The following is an 18,153-nucleotide window of genomic DNA, read 5'->3' on the forward strand; positions in this document are numbered from 1 at the left end:
CGGAGAGTTCCCGATCGCGTTCGATCGACACGGTAGAGTGCGCCGCTCAGCCCGCGGAGCGGCGGCCGGTCCGCGCGGTCGCCTGCTCGAGGCGGTCGACGACGTGCACGAGGCCGTCGTCGCCGCCGACGTTGCCGGCGAACACGACGTAGGGCAGCCCCGGCGCGCGGCCGTCGACGGGGCGCCACACGGAGACGATGCCGGGCAGCACCGTGCCCACGACCTCGGCGCGGCTCATCCCGAGCGCCTCGGTCGCGACGTCGGACGACGTGATGCCTCCCTTCGCGACGAGGAAGGCGGGCTGCCGACGCGCGAGCACCTCGCTCACGACGTCGACGACCGCGGCGCTCACCTCGCGGGCGATCGCGAGGCTGCCCTCGGCGTCGTCGCCGCGCCGCAGGGCGCGGCTCGTCCGGAAGACGACCGTGCCGCGCTCGAGCGCCGCGACGATCGCATCGGCGAGGGCGCGCCGGTGCGCGGCGTCCGACGGGCGCGCCGCGTCGAGCTCGACGATCGGCAGCTCGCGGTCCGCGAGCAGCCGTTCGAGCTGGCGGGTCGTCATCGCGACGTGCGATCCGACCACCACGAGCCCGCCTGGTGCGCCGCCCTCCGGCGCCGCGAGCTCGTGGTCCGCCACGGGGCTGCTCGCGCGCTGGCCGAGCCGCGCCCGCACGAAGGACGGCCCCGACCGGTAGACGAGCCTCCGGCCGTCCGCCTCCGCGCGCTGCACCGCCTCCGCCACGACGCGCAGGTCGTCGTCGTGCTCGGCGTCGACGGCCACGACTCGCCCGTCCCGCGCCTCGTCGAGGATGGTGCGCACGCGATCCGGCCCGCCCTCGCGGATGTCGGACAGGCGGATCTGCGCGACGTCGGATGCGCGCACGCGCCCGCCCGTCTGCTCCTCGACCCAGCGCGGCAGCGCCGACTCGCGGAAGCCGAACGTCGCGTCGCGCGCGAACTCGGTCTCGCCGACGGGCGTGCGCGTGCCGTCGGAGCCGACGACGAGGTGCACGCCGTCGACCGTGATGCGCCCGGCGTCGATGTAGGCGGGGACGAGCAGCACGGCGTCGACGGGCCGCGGCTCGGAGGCCGCGAGCACGTCGGTCTCGAGCGGGAAGTGCCCGCGCAGGGTCGAGTCGCCGCGCGCCATGAACACGGGATCGACGCCGAGCTCGGCCGCGACTCCGCGAACGGCGGCGGCCACGCCGGCCACGCGCTCCGCGGCCTCGGCGGGTCCGAGGCTGCGGGTGTTGGTGAGGATGAAGAACCCCTCCCCGCCCTGATCGAACGCCCACCGCAGATCGTCGGGGTCCGTCCGCGTCAGGACGGGGACGCCGCGGATCGTCTGCGTGCCGGTGGGGTCGTCGTCGAGGACGATGACAGGGCGGGGCATGGGGTCCTCCTCAGTGGGCCGGGGTCTGCGCGGGCGCGTCGTCGAGCAGGTCGTCGGCCTTCGCGCGGAAGAAGCGCGTGCCGAGCATCATGGCGGCCGCGAGGAACGCGAACACCCCGAGCGAGACCACGCCCCAGGCGCCGCTCTCGGTCGGCATCGCCTCGTTGAAGGCCGTGCGCATGAGCGGGGCGACGAAGCCGCCGAGGTTGCCGAGCGAGTTGATGAGGCCGATGCCGGCCGCGGCCGCGGTGCCGGTGAGGAACGCCGTCGGGAAGGACCACGTGATCGGGCCCACCGAGAGGAAGCTCGCGACCGCGACGGTGATGAAGAGGATGCCGAGGAGCGGCTGGTCCGTCGCCCCCGCCCACGCGGATCCGACGATGAACGCCCCCGTGAGGACGTAGAACGTGGCGCCCCAGTTGCGACGGCGCCTCACCGTGTCGGCCTTGTTGCCGAAGTAGTAGCAGGCGAACAGGCCCACGAGCCACGGGATCGCCGTGACGAGGCCGACCTGCCATCCGACGTCCTGGCCCAGGAGCCCGGCCACCTGCTGCGGCAGGTAGAAGGTGGTGCCGTACACCGCGATCTGCAGGCAGAAGTAGATGACCGTGAAGTACCAGACCTTCCAGTTGGCCATCGCGCGCCAGATGCCGGTCGGGCCGTCCTCCTGGCGCACAGCGTCCTCACGCGCCATGACGTCGGTCAGGGCGCGCTTCTCGTCGTCGTTCAGCCACTTGGCCTTCTGCGGCGTGTCGATGAGCAGGAAGATCGCCGCCACACCGGCGATGACCGCGAGCATGCCCTCGCTGAAGAACATCACCTGCCAGCCCGCCCACGGCGTGTACTGGTCGCCGAAGCTGATCAGGCCGCCGGAGAGCGGAGCGCCGAGCATCTGCGAGAACGGCTGAGCGAGGTAGAAGATCGCGAACATGCGCACGCGCACCTTGTTCGGGAACCACTCGGCCAGGAACATGATGACGCCGGGGAAGAGCCCGGCCTCGGTGACGCCGAGCAGGAACCGCAGGATGATGAACATCGTGTCGTTCGTCGTGAACGCGAACGCCGCCGCGACGAGGCCCCACGTGATCGCGATCCGCGCGAGCCACCAGCGGGCGCCGAACCTCTTGAGCGCGAGGTTCGACGGGATCTCGAAGATCGCGTAGCCGATGAAGAAGATGCCGGCGCCGAGCGCGAACGCTCCCGCGGAGATGCCGCGGTCGGTCTGCAGCGCGGCCTCGGCGAAGCCGACGTTGGTGCGGTCGAGGAACGCGACGAAGTACAGGATGACGAGCATCGGCATGAGGTGCCGGGTCGCCTTGCGGACGGCGCTGGCGAGCGGCTCCGTCCTCAGGGTGGCGGTGTCAGCCATAGATGGACTCTCCTTCGAGCATGGCTACGGACGGGTTGGGGGTGTCGGGCCGAGGTGGTCGGTGCGCGGGTCAGACCGCGAGGATCTGCCAGACCCCGATGCCGACGAGGACGATGCCGAGGGCGAGGAACGCCAGGCGGGACTTGCTCCAGCTGCCGGTGGTCATGGAGGACTCCTCAGTGCATGTAGGTGCCGCCGTCGATGTTCAGGGTCTGGCCCGTCACATAGCCGGCGTCTTCGCTGATCAGGTAGGCGACGCCCGCGGCGATGTCGCGAGGGGAGCCGATGCGGGGCAGCACGCCGTCGGCGGCCATGGCCGTCTTCCGCTCCTCGGTGAGGGTGCCGCCCATGATGTCGGTGTCGATGGGGCCAGGGGCGATCGCGTTCACGGTCACGCCGAGACGCCCGAGCTCGCGCGCGACCGATCGGGTGAAGCCGATGACCCCGGCCTTGGCCGCGGAGTACGCGGTCTTCGAGAACGTGCCGCCGCCGCGCTGTGCCGAGATCGACGACATGCTCACGATGCGGCCGAGCCCGTTCGCGGTCATCGTCTCCGCGGCCCGCCGTGTGGCGTAGTGCACGCCGTTGAGGTTGATCGCGATGACGCGGTTCCACTCCTCGGGCGTGACCTCGAGGTACGGATCCGGCGACGAGACGCCCGCGAGGTTCACGAGCGCGACGAGAGTCGGCAGCCGCGGCTCGAGCGCATCGAAGGCGGCGCGCACCTGCGCCTCGTCGGCGACGTCGGCCCCGGCTCCCGCGGCCGCGACGCCGTGCTGCTCGGCGATCTCGTCGGCGACGCCCTGCGCGGCCGCCTCGTCGAGGTCGATGATGCCGATGCTCCAGCCCCGTTCGGCGAGGTAGTGCGCCGTGGCGCGGCCGATGCCGCGCGGCGACGCCGCGCCGGTCAGGATCGCGGTGCGCTCGGCCGGGAACGCGCTCATCGGACGACCTCCGAGGCCTGCGCCGCGGGTTCGATCGGGGCAGGGCCCAGCTCGTCGAGCAGCTTCTGCATCGCGACGTACGCCCTGTTGCGGTAGGCCACCAGCTCGGGCGTGCGCTCGGCGGGGACGTCGAGGAATCCCCCGCCCGACTTCGTGCCGAGCTTGCCGGCGTCGACGAGCTCCTGCAGGGCGGCCGGGGTGGCGAAGCGCTCGGGCCACCGGGTCTGCAGCGACTCGTAGCAGAAGGCGTAGACGTCGAGCCCGGCCATGTCGGCGATCGCGAACGGGCCGAAGAACGGAAGGCGGAAGCCGAACGTCGTGCGCACGATCGTGTCGACGTCGGAGGCCGACGCGACGCCCTCCTCGACGAGCTGCGACGCCTCGGCGAACAGCGCGTACTGGAGGCGGTTGAGCACGAAGCCCGTCGAGTCCTTCACGCGCGCGGTCTGCTTGCCCGTGGCCCGCACGACCTCCTCGACGAACGGCAGGATGGCCTCGTCGGTGCCCTCGTGGGGGATGATCTCGACACCCGGGATGAACGGAGCGGGGTTCGAGAAGTGCACCCCGAGGAAGCGCTCGGGATGCTCCACGGCGGTCGCGAGCGACGCGATCAGGATCGTCGACGTGTTGGATCCGATGACGGCGTCGGGCCGGGCCGCGGCGGAGATGCGGGACAGGGTGGCGTGCTTGATCTCGATCTTCTCGGGCACGGCCTCCTCGATGAGGTCGGCGCCCGCCACGGCCTCCTCGATGGATGCGGCGGCCGTGAGGCGCGCCTGGATCCGCTCGACGGCGTCCGCCGGGAACAGTCCGTCTGCGACGAACTGCCCGGCCTCGGTGAGGAGGCGCTCGAGGTTGGCGGCGGCGATCTCCGCCGAGACGTCGGCGATGCGGACGTCGTAGCCGGCGAGCGCGAGCACCTGGGCGATGCCGCCGCCCATGTAGCCCGATCCGACGATGGCGATGGTGGTCACTGCTGACGCTCCTTGATGTTGCGGGGGATGAGGGTGCGGAGGTATCGCGCGTTCGTGGCGCAGACGCCGAGCGAGTCGCCGCCGTACTGCTCCATGAGGAAGATGCCGCGGAAGCCGATCTCGTTGATGGCCTCGCGCACGACCTGGCGGTAGTTGATGAGGCCGAGCTCCATGCTCGTCGGGACCGACGTGGCCCACGATCCGTCGCCCGCCTCGTCGCGCGTGTAGTTCTTGACGTGCCAGTAGTTCGTGTACGGAAGCGTCTTGGCGAACATCTCGCGCCAGTCCTCGATGGGGCGATGCAGGCGGATGAGGTTCGCGATGTCGGGATTGATGCCGACGTTGTCGAGGCCGATGTCCTCGATGAGCCGGACGGCGCTGTCGGCTGTGCCGACGTAGGTGTCCTCGTACATCTCGAGCGACATCTGCAGGCCGACCTCGGCCGCGTGCCGGCCCAGCTCCCGCAGACGCGACACGGCCGCCTTCCAGACCTCCGGGTCATCCGGGTCCTTCGGGCCCTGCGCGGTCCAGAACCACAGCGCATCCCGCTGGGCCTCGCTGAAGGGCTGGTGAAGGCCGGTCGAGAAGACGTCCATGCCCCACTCGGCCGCGGCGTCGATCGTGCGGTGGGCGTACGCGAGGTTCTCGTCCTCGCGCCCCGGCCAGATCACGCTCCGGCGCTGCAGGTGCACGCTGGGGATGCGCACGCCGTGCGATCGGGCGATCGCGAGGAGCTCGTCGCGGCGGCTCGCCTCGAGATCGGCGGGGCGCACGTGACTGTCGGCGAGCTCGGCGAGGTCGAAGCCGACCTCCTCGATCTGCTCGAACATGTCGTCCCACACCTCGGGGGCCGCGTCGTGCAGGGCCGTGCCGTCGCGCCCCACCGTGGGGAATCCGTGCAGGCAGGTCGCGATCGGCCATCCCTCGCGGGTGTACTCGTATGCAGTCGCCATGTGGTGTGCTCCGTTGCGTTCTCGCGCCATCGGCGGCGCATCATCGATCCTATAGGATCTTTGCTAGGACGCGTCAAGGGCGGATCCGAGGATCCGAGGATCCGAGGATCCGAGGATCCGAGGGATCAGCGGAGACCCCGCCGTCAGACGCGGCGGCTGCGCGACCGTGCGCGCGGGATCAGCGGTCGGTGTCGCGCAGGGAGCGCGCCCGCACCTTCTCGAGGTGCGCGCGCATGCAGGCGACGGCCGCCTCGGCGTCGCCGCGCTCGACCGCGTCGAGGATCGTCTCGTGCTCGGCGACCGCCTCGCGGACGTCGTCGGGCCCGCCCATGACGGCCTGGCGCATCCGATGCGTCAGGGCGCCGAGCCCGTCGTGCATCTCCAGCAGGTAGTGATTCCCGTTCGCGAGGAACAGCTGCCGATGGAACTCGCCGTCCGCGGCGAAATAGGCCTTCGTCACCTCGAGCGGCACGCCCGCGTCGTCGTGGGCGGCGATGACCGCCTCGGCCGCGTCGACGTGCCCCGCGTGCGCTGCGCGCAGCGCGGTCACCGCGGCAGCGCCTCCCCTGACGGCGCCCCCGGCAGCGGCCGTCTCGATGACCAGGCGCGCGTCGAACAGCTGCTCGAGCTCCTCGGGCGCGAGCGGAGGAGCCACGCGGTAGCCGCGCAGCGCCTCGCGGGTCACGAGGCCGGTGCGCTCCAGCTGGACCATCGCCTCCCGCACGGGCGTCGGCGACACGTCGAGAAGGCGGGCCATCGAGTCGATCGACAGGCGCGCACCCGGCTCGACCTCGCCGGTCAGCAGCATCTCGAGGATCAGATCGTAGACACGGTCTCGCAGACCGCGCCGCTCGATCTCGACGACGCGTCCCAGCGGCAGACTGCTCACGCGTGCTCCTCCTCGGTGCTCACTCCGTTCCCGGCCGCCGGACCCCGTCGCTCTGGGCGAGGGATCCCGCTTCGTCGAGAATACGGCCGAACGCCTCGGGATCATGTGCGAAGCGACCGAGGAAGAGCCCGTCGACGGCCGCGCCGATGCGCGAGAGCAGCCCCGGTCCGGCGCTCCCGCCGTAGAGGACGGCCGAATCGACGGCCATCCCCATCGCCCGCAGCGCCGCGCGCAGCTCCGCGCACACGACGCGGATGTGCTCGTCGGGCGCCGGCTCCGGCGCTCCGATCGCCCAGACCGGCTCGTACGCCACGAGCACCCGCCCGTCGCGTCCTGCGGCGAGCGCGCGGGCGAGCGACGCCTGGAGCTGCCGCACGGCCGCACGCGCCGCATCCTGCGGTGACCCCTCGCTCTCCTCCCCGACGCACACGAGCGGCGTCAACCCCGCGGCGAGGATGGCGTCCGTCTTCCGCGCGACGGTCTCGTCGGTCTCGCCGAAGTGGCGACGCCGCTCGGCATGGCCGACCTCGACGAGGCTCACCCCGAACTCGGCGAGCTGCCGCGGCGACACCTCCCCCGTGAACGCGCCGTCGTCCCAGTGCGCGTCCTGCGCGCCGACGCGCAGCGGCCCGTCGGCGGCGACCGCCGCGACCTCCGCGATCGACAGGAAGCCCGGGACCGCGAACGGCTCGACCGCTCCCGAGCGCACCGCGGGATGCGCTCGGCTCAGCTCATCCACGGCGCGGGCCCAGGTCATCGTGCGCTCGCGACCGAAGTAGGCCTTCAGGCTCGCGCCGACGACGAAGCGCGCCACGGTTCAGTCGCCCTCGTACGCGCAGATGTCGTTGACCTTGTCGTTCGACGCGCTGGACGGGTCGAACGTGTACGTCAGCCACTCCGCGGCGAGACGGCGCGCCAGCTCGATGCCCACCACGCGCTGGCCCATGCAGAGCACCTGCGCGTTGTTCGACAGGATCGAGCGCTCGACCGAGAACGAGTCGTGCGCGGTCACGGCGCGGATGCCCTTGACCTTGTTGGCAGCGATCGCGACGCCGAGCCCCGTGCCGCAGATCAGGATGGCCCGGTCGGCTTCGCCGCGCGCGATGCGCTCGGCCGCCTCGATCGCGATCCGGGGGTAGGAGGTGTGCCCGTCGGCGTCGACGCCGACGTCGGCGACGCTCTCGACGAGGTCGCTCGCCTCGAGGTCGCCCTTGAGGATCTCCTTGTACTGGTAGCCGGCGTCGTCGCAGCCGACGATGAGGCGCAGGGCCATGGTCACTCCTTCGGTCTCGTGGGGATCACGTCGTCGCGGGTGCGTCGACGAAGGCGCGGTGGACGGTGCGGCAGACGAGCGCGAACGACACCGCGCCCGGGTCGGGCGTGCCGATCGACTTCTCGCCGTGCGAGCGAGCGCGGCCCAGCGTCGCGACGAGGTCGGCGGTCGACCGGGCAGCCGCCTCGGCGGCGTCGGTCGCGGCGGCCCATGCGTCGCCGAGGCGGCGGCCGGCGGCGACCTCGGCGCTCAGCGTCTCGGCGAAGGGCACGATGGCGTCGACCATCGTCTTGTCACCCACCTCGGCCTTGCCGAACGCCCGCACGGCGTCACTCGCGGCGCGCACGCCGTCGGCGACCCGCTGCGCGGTGACGGCCTCGTCGTCGGTCAGGGCCGTGCCGACGGTCTTCAGGATCTCGGCCCAGATCGCCCCCGAGGTCCCGCCCGCCTTGTCGCTCCAAGCCTCGGCGGCATGCGCGAGCACCGTCTGGGCGCCGGCGCCGGCCTCGCTCGCGCGGCGACCGGCGTCGCGAGCAGCATGCGACCCGCGCTGCATGCCGATGCCGTGGTCGCCGTCGCCGGCCACCCGATCGATGCGGCCGAGCTCGTCGGCGGCGTCGTCCAGGGCCTGCGCGACATCGGCGAGGGCACTCGCGATCACGTCGCCCAGGGCCCGCGAGGCCTCGGACGCGGGGCCGATCGGCAGCTGCGCCTCCTCCTCGTCGACGTGGACCTCGACGCGACGCTGCGGAGCGACCGCTCCCTTCCGGTACCCGTGGCTGTCGGCGGGAGCGGCCCACAGGCGCTCGAGCTCGTCGTCCAGCCAGAGCAGGGTGAGCGAGCAGCCCGCCATATCGAAGCTCGTGCAGAGCTCGCCGACCTCGGGTTCGACCACGGTCGCGCCCGCCTCGTCGAGCAGGCGGTGCACGGTGCGGTAGACGACGAAGAGCTCCTCGCTCTTCACGCTTCCGAGGCCGTTCAGCAGCGGCACCACGCGCGACCCGGCGACGGTCACGCCGTCGGGCAGCTCCTCGAGCAGCTTCGCGACGAACATCCCGGCCAGGCCCTCGGCCGTCGGGATGTCCACCTCGTCGATCCCTGGCTCGCCGTGGATGCCGAGGCCCACGGCCATCCGCCCCTTCGGCACCTCGAAGAGCGGGGCGTCGGCCCCCGGCATCGTGCACCCGCCGAACGCGACGCCGAACGAGCGCGTGCGGGCGTTGGCGCGCCGGGCGAGGCGCTCGACGTCGTCGAGGTCCATGCCGGCCTCGGCCGCGGCGCCCGCGATCTTGAACACGACGAGGTCGCCGGCGATGCCGCGGCGCTTCTCCTGCTGATCGGCCGGGGCGCTCCAGACGTCGTCGGTCACGAGCACCGTGCGCACGTCGTGCCCCTCGGCGTTCAGGCGGTCCTGCGCCTGCGTGAAGTGCAGCACGTCGCCGGCGTAGTTGCCGTACGACAGCAGGACGCCGCGGCCCTGATCGGCGGCCTTGGCCACCGAGTACACCTGCTGCGCCGAGGGCGAGGCGAACAGGTTGCCCATGGCCGCTCCGTGCGCCAGGCCGGGCCCGACCAGGCCGCCGAAGGCCGGATAGTGGCCGCTGCCGCCGCCGACGACGAGCGCGACGGTCGGCTCATCGGCCGCCGTGGCGCGGACCACGCCGCCCGGCACGCGCTGCACCCAGCGCGCGGCCGCATCGGCGAAGCCCTCGGTCATCTCGTCGGCGAACGCCGCAGGGTCGTTGAACAGTCGCGTCATCGCGCCGCCTCCTCGTGGACGTCGTCATCCGTGGTCGAGCACGATCCTATAGGATATTTTCCACATCATCCAGCGTTGCTCTCGACCACCGCGCATGGGCTCGCCGGCAGGGGCGCCCTTCGCCCCGCAGAATGTCTGCGGAGGGGCTCACGGTCCCGCGGTCTCGGGAATCGCGTCAGGATCCCGCACCTGCGACAACCTCCCCCATGACCGCCCGTGAACCGCGCGGTCGGAACGAGAGGACATGCGCATGAGGACACGGATGCGACACGGGATGGCCGCGGTGGCGGTGGGCGCGGTCGCGCTGCTCGCGGCGGGGTGCGCGTCGGCGCACGGGGCCGAGATCGCCGCAAGCGCCGAGCCCGGCGACGTGGTCGAGGGCATCGAGCTGCCCGAGCGGGACCTGGCCGCCTGGAGGCTGCCGCTGCCGAGCCTGTTCCCCGGGGTCGAGGGCGGTCTCGGGAACCACGCCGAGAACGTGCTCGTCGCGGCATGCCTCGAGGGAGCCGGCCTCGACTGGCCGATCCCCGAGGAGGACGTCGCGGAGATCGACGCGAGCACGCACGGCCGGGCCCCGCTCACTCAGGAGTGGGCTGACGCGCACGGGTACCACACGGCGGGCGAGGTCGACGTCGCGGGCCAGGAGGCCCATCAGCTGCTGAACCGGATCGCGGGCTCGACCCCCGGGTTCGAGACGGCCTTCCAGGACTGCCTCGACGGCGTCCGCGAGCAGCACGACTGGTCGCGCATCGAGGTCGAGATCCTCAACGGGATCCTGTCGCCCGGTCTCACCTTCGCGGCCGAGCGCGCCGCGGAGGACGAGGAGGTCGCGGCGGCGGCGAGGACGTGGTCCCGGTGCCTCGCCGAGGCCGGGTTCGAGCGGCGCACGGACGACCCGACGCTCATGCCGACGACTGCCGACGCGGAGGACTGGGGCCTCACGGGCCTCAAGGACGTCGTCCCCTGGCCGGCGCCGACGGCCGCCGAGATCGAACTGGCCTCCGCCGACGCTGCCTGCCGCGCGACGAGCGGGTGGAACGCCGAGCGCTACGACGCGGAGTGGACGGCGCAGGTCGCCTACATCGTCGAGCACGCCGACGAGATCCGCGCGCAGCGCGACCGCTGGTCGGAGCTCCGCACGGAGATGCTGGCGGCCGTCGACGGCTACACCGTCGAGGGCTGACCGACGTGAGCAGCGTGCCGGCCGATCTCGGCTCCGAGAGCGATCTCCCCCTCACGGCGAGAGCCTCGGCGCGAACCGCCGCGGATGGCGCGAGGGCCGCGTTCGAGAGCCTCTTCCGCGCGCACTTCGCCACGGTCCTCCGCTTCGCGGAGCGCCGCGTCGACGACCGCGAGCAGGCGAGGGAGATCGCGATGGACAGCTTCGAGATCGCGTGGCGCCGCTTCGACCCCGCGGCGCCGTTCGAGCTGCCATGGCTGCTGCGCACGGCACGGAACCGCATCGGCGACGCCTACCGGAAGCGCGACAGGGAGCGCGCGGCGACCGCGCACCTCCTCGAGGCGGGCCGGCACGCCGACGGGTCGGACGGCTTCGAGAGCGCCGAGCTCGCCATCGCGATGGCGGGGCTGCGGCCGAAGGAGCGCGAGGTCCTCGCGCTCGTGTACTGGGACGGACTCTCCGCGGCAGACGCCGCGAAGGTGCTGGGATGCGGCGAGGCCGCGGTATGGAAGCGGCTGAGCCGGGCGCGGGACGCGCTCCGCTCCCGCCTCGCAGCACCCGCCGAGCCCCGCCAGACAGAGAGCAGGTGAGTGGCATGCAGTGGACGGATGAGCGGATCGCCGAAGGGCTCCGCGCGATGGATCCCGCGGCCTCGGGCGCGGATGCCCGGCCGACCGCGGCGGAATGGGCGCGCCTCGAGCGCGCGATGGACGCGAGCCGCCCTCGGCGGTCGCGCACGGCCATCCGCGTGGCCTGGATCACGCCGCTCGCGGCGATGGCGCTCGCGACGGCGGTTGTCGTCGCCGCCCAGGTCGCGGCGCCCGCACCCGCGGTGGCGGTGACACCGCCCCTGCTCGAGACCGCGCCGCTCGCGGCATCCCTCGACGAGGTCGTGGACGAGTCGCTCGCCGCACTGGAGACCGCGGGCACGGCCGGAGAGCGCGGCGGCTGGCATGTCACCTGGCACTACGACCCCGAGATCGCGGATGAGCGCGTCATCGCCCCCTTCTGGGCGCGCTGGGTCTGGGACGACGACGGCACCGGCCACCTCGAGACGGTCCCCGGCGACGCCTACTCGATCGAGGACGGCGAGGTCGTCGAGAAGGAGTTCCCGCTTCCGCCCGCGGCGGAGGGCATGACCGCCGAGGAGTGGGACGAGGCGAGCTACGAGGGATGGTTCTACGAATCTCCCCCGTCGGACGCCGACGCTCTCGCGGCGTACCTCAGGGAGCGTGCATATCTGCCCGAGGAGGCGGACGGCCTGCAGGTGTGGGGTGCGGTCGACGCGCTCCTTGACGAATGGATGCTGTCCGGAGAGCAGTCCGCCGCGGCTCTCGAGCTCCTGATGCGGACGGGGGATGTCGACCTGCTCGGCTCGGTGACCGATCGTCTCGGGCGCGAGGGCGTCGCGCTCTCCGTCACCGCCGAGCAGCGGCCGGCGTTCGACGTGACCGTCGTGCTCGACGAGGACACGCGCCAGTTCATCGCGGCCGACGTCGTGTACCGGGGCGGCAGCGACACACTCGATCTGCCCGCCGACACCGTGATCGAGTACACGGCGTGGGGCGCGTCGCCCGTGGACTGACGGAGCCGCACGCTCCGACACCTCGTGTCAACCCCCTTGTGCTGACATGGCTACGTCCATGCACTACCGTGTGCGCATGCGCGCCATCCGTCGCTTCACCGTCCGACCCGTCCTCCCCGCCCCGATCGCGGCGCTCGGCAGCCTCGCCGGGAACCTCAGATGGTCCTGGCATCCCGCCACGCAGGATGTCTTCGCCGAGGTCGCGCCGGACGCGTGGGCCGCGACGCACGATCCCGTGCACGTGCTCGGATCGGTCTCGCGCGAGCGGCTCGACGAGCTCGCTGGTGACGACGGCTTCCTCGCGCGCCTCGGGCAGGCGGAGGCGAGCCTCGAGCGCTACCTCGCCGAGGACCGCTGGTATCAGCGCCAGGTCGCGGATGGCCCGCGCGCGATCGCGTACTTCTCCCCCGAGTTCGGGATCACCGCGGTGCTGCCGCAGTACTCCGGGGGCCTCGGCATCCTCGCGGGCGATCACCTCAAGGCGGCGAGCGACCTCGGCGTCCCGATCGTCGGTGTGGGCCTGCTCTACCGACACGGCTACTTCTCGCAGGCGCTGTCGCGCGAGGGCTGGCAGCAGGAGAGCTACCCGCTGCTCGACCCCGACGAGCTGCCGATCACGGCTCTGCGCGAGCCGGACGGCACGCCCGCGACGATCTCGATCGCCCAGCCCGGCGACCGCGATCTCGTCGCGCGCATCTGGGTCGCGAAGGTCGGGCGCGTGCCGCTGCTCATGCTCGACACGGCGGTCGAGGGCGCCCCGGATCACCACGTCGCCGTCACCGACCGCCTGTACGGCGGCAACAGCGAGCACCGGCTCCGCCAGGAGCTGCTCCTCGGCGTCGGCGGCGTGCGCGCGCTGCGGGCCTACAGCCGCCTGACCGGCGCGCCCGTGCCCGAGGTGTACCACACCAACGAGGGGCACGCGGGGTTCCAGGGGCTCGAGCGCATCCGCGAGCTCACGGTCGACGCAGCGGGCCCGCGCCTCGACATCGACGCGGCGCTCGAGGTGTGCCGCGCCTCGACCGTGTTCACGACGCACACGCCCGTGCCCGCGGGCATCGACCGCTTCCCCCGCACGCTCATCGAGCAGTACTTCGCATCCGACGGCGCGACGCCGGGCGTGCCGCTCGACCGGGTCCTCGCTCTCGGCGCCGAGAGCTACCCGGGCGGCGACCCCGGCGTGTTCAACATGGCCGTGATGGGCTTCCGCCTCGCGCAGCGCGCGAACGGCGTCTCGCAGCTGCACGGACACGTGAGCCGCGAGATGTTCCACGGCCTGTGGCCCGCGTTCGACGAGGCGGAGGTGCCGATCACCTCCATCACGAACGGCGTGCACGCCCCGACGTGGGTGGCTCGCGAGTTCCAGCAGCTCGTGGCCGAGCTCGGCGCCGACCCCGACGGCGACCCCGCGGAGTTCGCGCAGGCGATCGACACCGCGCCGTCGCGCCGCATGTGGGAGCTCAAGCGCGCGATGCGCGAGCGGCTCGTCCTCGATGCGCGCGATCGGCTGCGCGCCTCGTGGCGCAAGCGCGGCGCAGCGGAGGCCGAGCTCGGCTGGATCGACGACGCGCTCGATCCGGATGTGCTCACGATCGGCTTCGCGCGGCGCGTGCCGTCGTACAAGCGCCTCACCCTCATGCTCCGCGACCCCGCGCGGCTCAAGCGCCTCCTTCTCGACCCCGAGCGGCCCATCCAGCTCGTCGTCGCGGGCAAGGCGCACCCCGCCGACGACGGCGGCAAGAAGCTCATCCAGGATCTCGTGCGCTTCGCCGACGACCCCGAGGTCCGCCACCGCATCGTGTTCCTGCCCAACTACGACATCGCGATGGCCCTGCCGCTCTACCCCGGCTGCGACGTCTGGCTCAACAACCCGCTGCGCCCCTACGAGGCCTGCGGCACGAGCGGCATGAAGGCCGCGCTGAACGGCGGGCTCAATCTCTCGATCCTCGACGGATGGTGGGACGAGTGGTTCGACGGGGACAACGGCTGGGCCATCCCGTCGGCCGACGGCCTCGACGACCCCGACAAGCGCGACGACCTCGAGGCCGCTGCGCTCTACGACCTCGTCGAGCGCGAGATCGCGCCGCGCTTCTACGACCGCGACGGCGACGGCCTGCCCATCCGCTGGCTCGAGATGGTGCGGCACACGCTCGTGTCGCTCGCCCCGAAGGTGCTCGCGACCCGCATGGTGCGCGACTACGTCACCGAGCTCTACGCGCCGGCCGCGACGTCGGGACGGGCGCTCGACGACGGCTTCGCCGCGGCGATCGACCTCGCGGCCTGGAAGGCGCGCGTCGCGGCCGGATGGCACGCGGTGCGCGTCGAGCACGTCGAGTCGAGTGGCCCGGGCGACGCCGCCGAGGTCGGCGGCGAGCTGTCGGTGCGCGCGTTCGTCGCGCTGGGCGACCTGCGGCCGGCGGATGTCGCGGTGCAGCTCGTCTCGGGGCGCGCGGTCGGCGAGGACGAGATCGCGGACCCGACGTACACGGCGCTCTCGCCGGTGGAGAGCTACGAGGGCGGACGGGTCTGCTTCGCGGGCGGGATCACCCTCGACCGATCGGGCGCGTTCGGGTACACCGTGCGCGTCGTGCCCCAGGAGGAGCACCTCGCCTCGGTCGCCGAGCTGGGCCTGGTCGCCACCGCGTAGGGTCGAGCGGCCCGGCCCGCGTCAGAGCGGAGCCTGCAGCGACTGCATCACGACCACGGTGCGCGGCGCCATGACGAGCGGCGCCTCCACCGTGACGCGCGTGCCCGGGGGCACCGCCTCATCGGTCGAGAGCACGACGTCGCCCATGCTGATCCACTCGTTCTCGGGGAACGTGATCGTCACCTCGGTCTCGCCCGCGTTGAACCAGAACAGGAACGAGTGGTCGACGAGCTGCTCGCCGTGCGGGCCCGGCTCGCGCAGCGGACCGCCGGACAGGAACATCCCGATGGTCCTGAGCCCGCCATCCGCCCAGTCGGCCGTGCGCATGCGGCGCCCCTCGGGATGCAGCCAGACGAGGTCGGCCGGGCCGCCCTTGATCGTCGGCGACCCCTCGAACCAGTGCCGCTGCCGCAGCGCCAGGTGCTCGCGCCGGAGCCTGAGCGCCGCCTTGGTGAGCTCGTACACGTCGAGCCACGCGTCGTCGGGGCGCCAGTCCATCCACGAGATCTCGTTGTCCTGGCAGTAGGCGTTGTTGTTGCCGCGCTGCGTGCGGCCGCGCTCGTCGCCGGCCGTGATCATCGGCACGCCGTTCGACAGGCACAGCGTCATCATGAGGTTCGCGGCCTGGCGGCGGCGCAGTGCGACGATCTCGGCGTCGTCGGTCTCGCCCTCGACGCCGTGGTTCCAGGACCGGTTGTTGTCGGTGCCGTCGCGGTTGTCCTCGCCGTTCGCCTCGTTGTGCTTGTGGTCGTAGCTGACGAGGTCGCGCACGGTGAAGCCGTCGTGCGCCGTGATGAAGTTCACCGAGTTGTACGCGGAGCGGCCGTCGTCGGCGTAGAGGTCGCTCGAGCCCGCGAGCCGCGTCGCGACGTCCTTGATCTGCGCGTGCCCGCGCCAGAAGTCGCGGATGGTGTCGCGGTACTTGTCGTTCCACTCGACCCACGGCTGCGGCAGGCGGCCGACGAGGTAGCCGTCCATCGACGCGTCCCACGGCTCGGCGATGAGCTTGACGTGACGCAGCACCGGGTCCTGGTCGACCGCGATGAGGAACGCGCACGCGAAGTCGATGTCGTATCCCGTGCGCGTGAGCGCCGAGGTGAGGTCGAACCGGAACCCGTCGACGTGCATCTCGGTGACCCAGTAGCGCAGCGAGTCGAGGATGAGGCGCAGCGCGTAGGGGTCGCCCGTGTTGACGGTGTTGCCGCAGCCCGTGACATCCCAGTAGGTGTCGTCGAACCCGCCGTTCTCCGGGATCAGCCGCTTGTAGAAGCCGCGGTCGTCGAGCCCGCGGAACGAGAGGGTCGGCCCGTGCGGACCGGCCTCGGCCGTGTGGTTGTAGACGACGTCGAGGATGACCTCGATCCCCGCTCCGTGCAGCGCCTTCACCATCCGCTTGAACTCGTCGACCTGCTCGCCGCGATCGCCCGACGACGAGTACGCTGCATCGGGCGCGAAGTAGGACAGGGTGTTGTAGCCCCAGTAGTTGACGAGCCCGCGCTCGAGGAGGCCCGGCTCCGAGAAGAACTGCTGCACGGGCAGCAGCTCGACGGCCGTGACGCCGAGGTCGCGGAGGTACTCGACGACCGCCGGCTCGGCGAGGCCCGCGTAGGTGCCGCGCAGGTGCTCGGGGATGCGGTCGTGCAGCTTCGTGAACCCCTTCACGTGCAGCTCGTAGATGACCGTGTCGCGCCAGCGCGTCTTCATCGGCTCGTCGTCGCCCCAGTCGAACGACGGGTTCACGACGACGCTCCGTGCCGTGTACGCGGCCGAGTCGGTGTCGTCGCGCACGGCGGGGTCGTCCTCGCGGACACCGAAGATCGGCTGCTCGGCGATGATCGTGCCGCTCGTGGCGAGGCCATACGGGTCGAGGAGGAGCTTCTGCGGGTTGTGCCGGAGGCCCTGCGCCGGATCCCACGGGCCGTCGACGCGGTAGCCGTAGCGCTGCCCGGGGCGGATGCCGGGAAGGGCTCCGTGCCAGATGCTCTGGGAGTGCTCGGTGAGCTCGTGCCGCGTCTCGGAGTTGTTCTCGTCGAAGAGGCACAGCCACACGCGCGTCGCGTTGGGCGCGTAGACCGCGAAGTTCGTCGACTCCTCGCTCCAGGTCGCTCCGAGCGGCCAGTTGCGTCCTGGCCAGATGGCGGCTGTCTCACCCATGCGGGTCCAGATCTCCGGGCTCACAGGGCGATTGTCCCAGGCTCAGATGACAGAACCCGCCGTTCCGGTAACCGGATGGCCACAGTACGGACACAATGCGCGCCGGTCACTCGAGCGCGGCATCGATCTCCTCGCGCGTCGGCATCGCGGGCGCGGCCCCGGGCCGGGTCACCGCGATCGCGGCAGCCGCCGTCGCCGCCTCGACCGCCGCCTCGAGCGGCTCGCCGCGGGTGAGCCACGCGACGAGCACGCCGACGAACGTGTCACCGGCGCCCGTCGTGTCGACGGCTTCCACCTCGTGCGCCGGCACCGCGGCGACGATCTCGCCGCCGCGTGCGATGAGGGCGCCCGCCGACCCGCGCGTGACGATGACCGTCGACGCCTGCTCGCTCAGGCGCCGTGCCGCGGTCTCGACATCGGACGCGCCCGACAGCGCGAGCGCCTCCGACTCGTTCGGCACGAGGATGTCCACGAGCGGCAGCAGGCGCGCCGCCTCGGCGTCGACCGGGGCGGGGGTGAGCACCGTGAGCGCCTCGGCCTGCCGGCCGGCGACGAGGGCGCGCTCGACGAGGGCGAGCGGGCGCTCGAGCTGCACGACGAGGGCCGCAGCCGACGCGATCAGCGCGCGGTCGCCATCCGTCAGCTCCTCCTCGCCGTTCGCGCCCGCGACGATGACGATGCTGTTCTCGCCGCCGTCGAGCACGCTGACCTGGGCGATGCCCGTCGGCGCAGCGGATGTCCGCAGCGCGGCGGTCGCGATGCGCTCGCCCTCCAGGAAGGCGCGCAGCTCGCGCCCGAACCCGTCGTCGCCGACCGCGCCCGCGAACGCGACCTCGGCTCCGGCGCGACGGGCGGCGACGGCCTGGTTGAGCCCCTTGCCGCCGGCGCCCGTCGAGAAGTCGGAGCCGGCCATCGTCTCGCCCGGCTCGGGGAGACGCGGCTGCCGCGTGACGAGGTCCATGTTGGCGCTGCCGAGGACGACGATGGGGCCCGTGCGGTTCACGACGTCCACGCTAGTGCGCGCCCGGTCTCG

General features: G+C 72.3%; 15 protein-coding genes. 4 read left to right on the forward strand and 11 right to left on the reverse strand.

Annotation, left to right across the window (positions count from 1 at the left end; genetic code table 11):
- Window positions 1-46 precede the first annotated feature (46 nt).
- The 9 genes from GC092_RS14885 to GC092_RS14925 form a co-directional block, all read right to left on the reverse strand.
- Window positions 47-1,393: a four-carbon acid sugar kinase family protein gene (locus tag GC092_RS14885; RefSeq protein WP_324012958.1), complete on the reverse strand. Its 1,347-nt coding sequence runs from the start codon at window positions 1,391-1,393 to the stop codon at window positions 47-49.
- Between the two features lie 10 nt (window positions 1,394-1,403).
- Window positions 1,404-2,762 (reverse strand): MFS transporter, encoded by a 1,359-nt coding sequence (locus tag GC092_RS14890; RefSeq protein ID WP_324012961.1) that lies wholly within the window; start codon window positions 2,760-2,762, stop codon window positions 1,404-1,406.
- 176 nt (window positions 2,763-2,938) lie between these two features.
- Complete coding sequence (locus GC092_RS14895) at window positions 2,939-3,706, reverse strand: SDR family NAD(P)-dependent oxidoreductase (protein WP_324012963.1); 768 nt, start codon at window positions 3,704-3,706, stop codon at window positions 2,939-2,941.
- Complete coding sequence (locus GC092_RS14900) at window positions 3,703-4,680, reverse strand: 3-hydroxyacyl-CoA dehydrogenase family protein (protein WP_324012965.1); 978 nt, start codon at window positions 4,678-4,680, stop codon at window positions 3,703-3,705. The genes GC092_RS14895 and GC092_RS14900 overlap by 4 nt, the downstream gene beginning before the upstream one ends.
- Window positions 4,677-5,633: a sugar phosphate isomerase/epimerase family protein gene (locus GC092_RS14905; protein ID WP_271173406.1), complete on the reverse strand. Its 957-nt coding sequence runs from the start codon at window positions 5,631-5,633 to the stop codon at window positions 4,677-4,679. The genes GC092_RS14900 and GC092_RS14905 overlap by 4 nt, the downstream gene beginning before the upstream one ends.
- A gap of 178 nt (window positions 5,634-5,811) precedes the next feature.
- Window positions 5,812-6,522: a GntR family transcriptional regulator gene (locus GC092_RS14910; RefSeq protein ID WP_271173405.1), complete on the reverse strand. Its 711-nt coding sequence runs from the start codon at window positions 6,520-6,522 to the stop codon at window positions 5,812-5,814.
- A gap of 19 nt (window positions 6,523-6,541) precedes the next feature.
- Window positions 6,542-7,336 (reverse strand): triose-phosphate isomerase family protein, encoded by a 795-nt coding sequence (locus GC092_RS14915; RefSeq protein WP_324012968.1) that lies wholly within the window; start codon window positions 7,334-7,336, stop codon window positions 6,542-6,544.
- Between the two features lie 3 nt (window positions 7,337-7,339).
- Window positions 7,340-7,795 carry a ribose-5-phosphate isomerase gene (locus tag GC092_RS14920; protein ID WP_374727757.1) on the reverse strand — a complete coding sequence of 152 codons (456 nt, stop codon included), beginning with the start codon at window positions 7,793-7,795 and terminating at the stop codon, window positions 7,340-7,342.
- A gap of 25 nt (window positions 7,796-7,820) precedes the next feature.
- Window positions 7,821-9,554, reverse strand: coding sequence for a dihydroxyacetone kinase family protein (locus GC092_RS14925; RefSeq protein ID WP_324012970.1), 1,734 nt, complete (start codon window positions 9,552-9,554; stop codon window positions 7,821-7,823).
- Between the two features lie 250 nt (window positions 9,555-9,804).
- Between GC092_RS14925 and GC092_RS14930 the strand changes: the two genes are divergently transcribed.
- From GC092_RS14930 to glgP, 4 genes are all read left to right on the forward strand, one after another.
- Window positions 9,805-10,737 (forward strand): hypothetical protein, encoded by a 933-nt coding sequence (locus GC092_RS14930; RefSeq protein WP_324012972.1) that lies wholly within the window; start codon window positions 9,805-9,807, stop codon window positions 10,735-10,737.
- A 5-nt stretch (window positions 10,738-10,742) separates the two neighbouring features.
- Window positions 10,743-11,324 (forward strand): RNA polymerase sigma factor, encoded by a 582-nt coding sequence (locus tag GC092_RS14935; protein ID WP_324012973.1) that lies wholly within the window; start codon window positions 10,743-10,745, stop codon window positions 11,322-11,324.
- Between the two features lie 5 nt (window positions 11,325-11,329).
- Window positions 11,330-12,319 carry a CU044_5270 family protein gene (locus tag GC092_RS14940; protein WP_324012975.1) on the forward strand — a complete coding sequence of 330 codons (990 nt, stop codon included), beginning with the start codon at window positions 11,330-11,332 and terminating at the stop codon, window positions 12,317-12,319.
- Between the two features lie 76 nt (window positions 12,320-12,395).
- Window positions 12,396-14,966 carry an alpha-glucan family phosphorylase gene (glgP, locus tag GC092_RS14945; RefSeq protein WP_282979251.1) on the forward strand — a complete coding sequence of 857 codons (2,571 nt, stop codon included), beginning with the start codon at window positions 12,396-12,398 and terminating at the stop codon, window positions 14,964-14,966.
- Between the two features lie 21 nt (window positions 14,967-14,987).
- Here the strand turns inward: glgP and glgX are convergent, their stop codons facing one another.
- Together glgX and GC092_RS14955 are read right to left on the reverse strand one after the other, a co-directional pair.
- Window positions 14,988-17,144: a glycogen debranching protein GlgX gene (gene glgX / locus GC092_RS14950; protein WP_324012976.1), complete on the reverse strand. Its 2,157-nt coding sequence runs from the start codon at window positions 17,142-17,144 to the stop codon at window positions 14,988-14,990.
- Between the two features lie 82 nt (window positions 17,145-17,226).
- Window positions 17,227-18,123 (reverse strand): ribokinase, encoded by an 897-nt coding sequence (locus GC092_RS14955; RefSeq protein WP_324012978.1) that lies wholly within the window; start codon window positions 18,121-18,123, stop codon window positions 17,227-17,229.
- Between the last annotated feature and the right edge of the window lie 30 nt (window positions 18,124-18,153).

It is taken from the genome of Microbacterium sp. JZ37 (assembly GCF_035188445.1).
Taxonomy (GTDB): domain Bacteria; phylum Actinomycetota; class Actinomycetes; order Actinomycetales; family Microbacteriaceae; genus Microbacterium; species Microbacterium barkeri.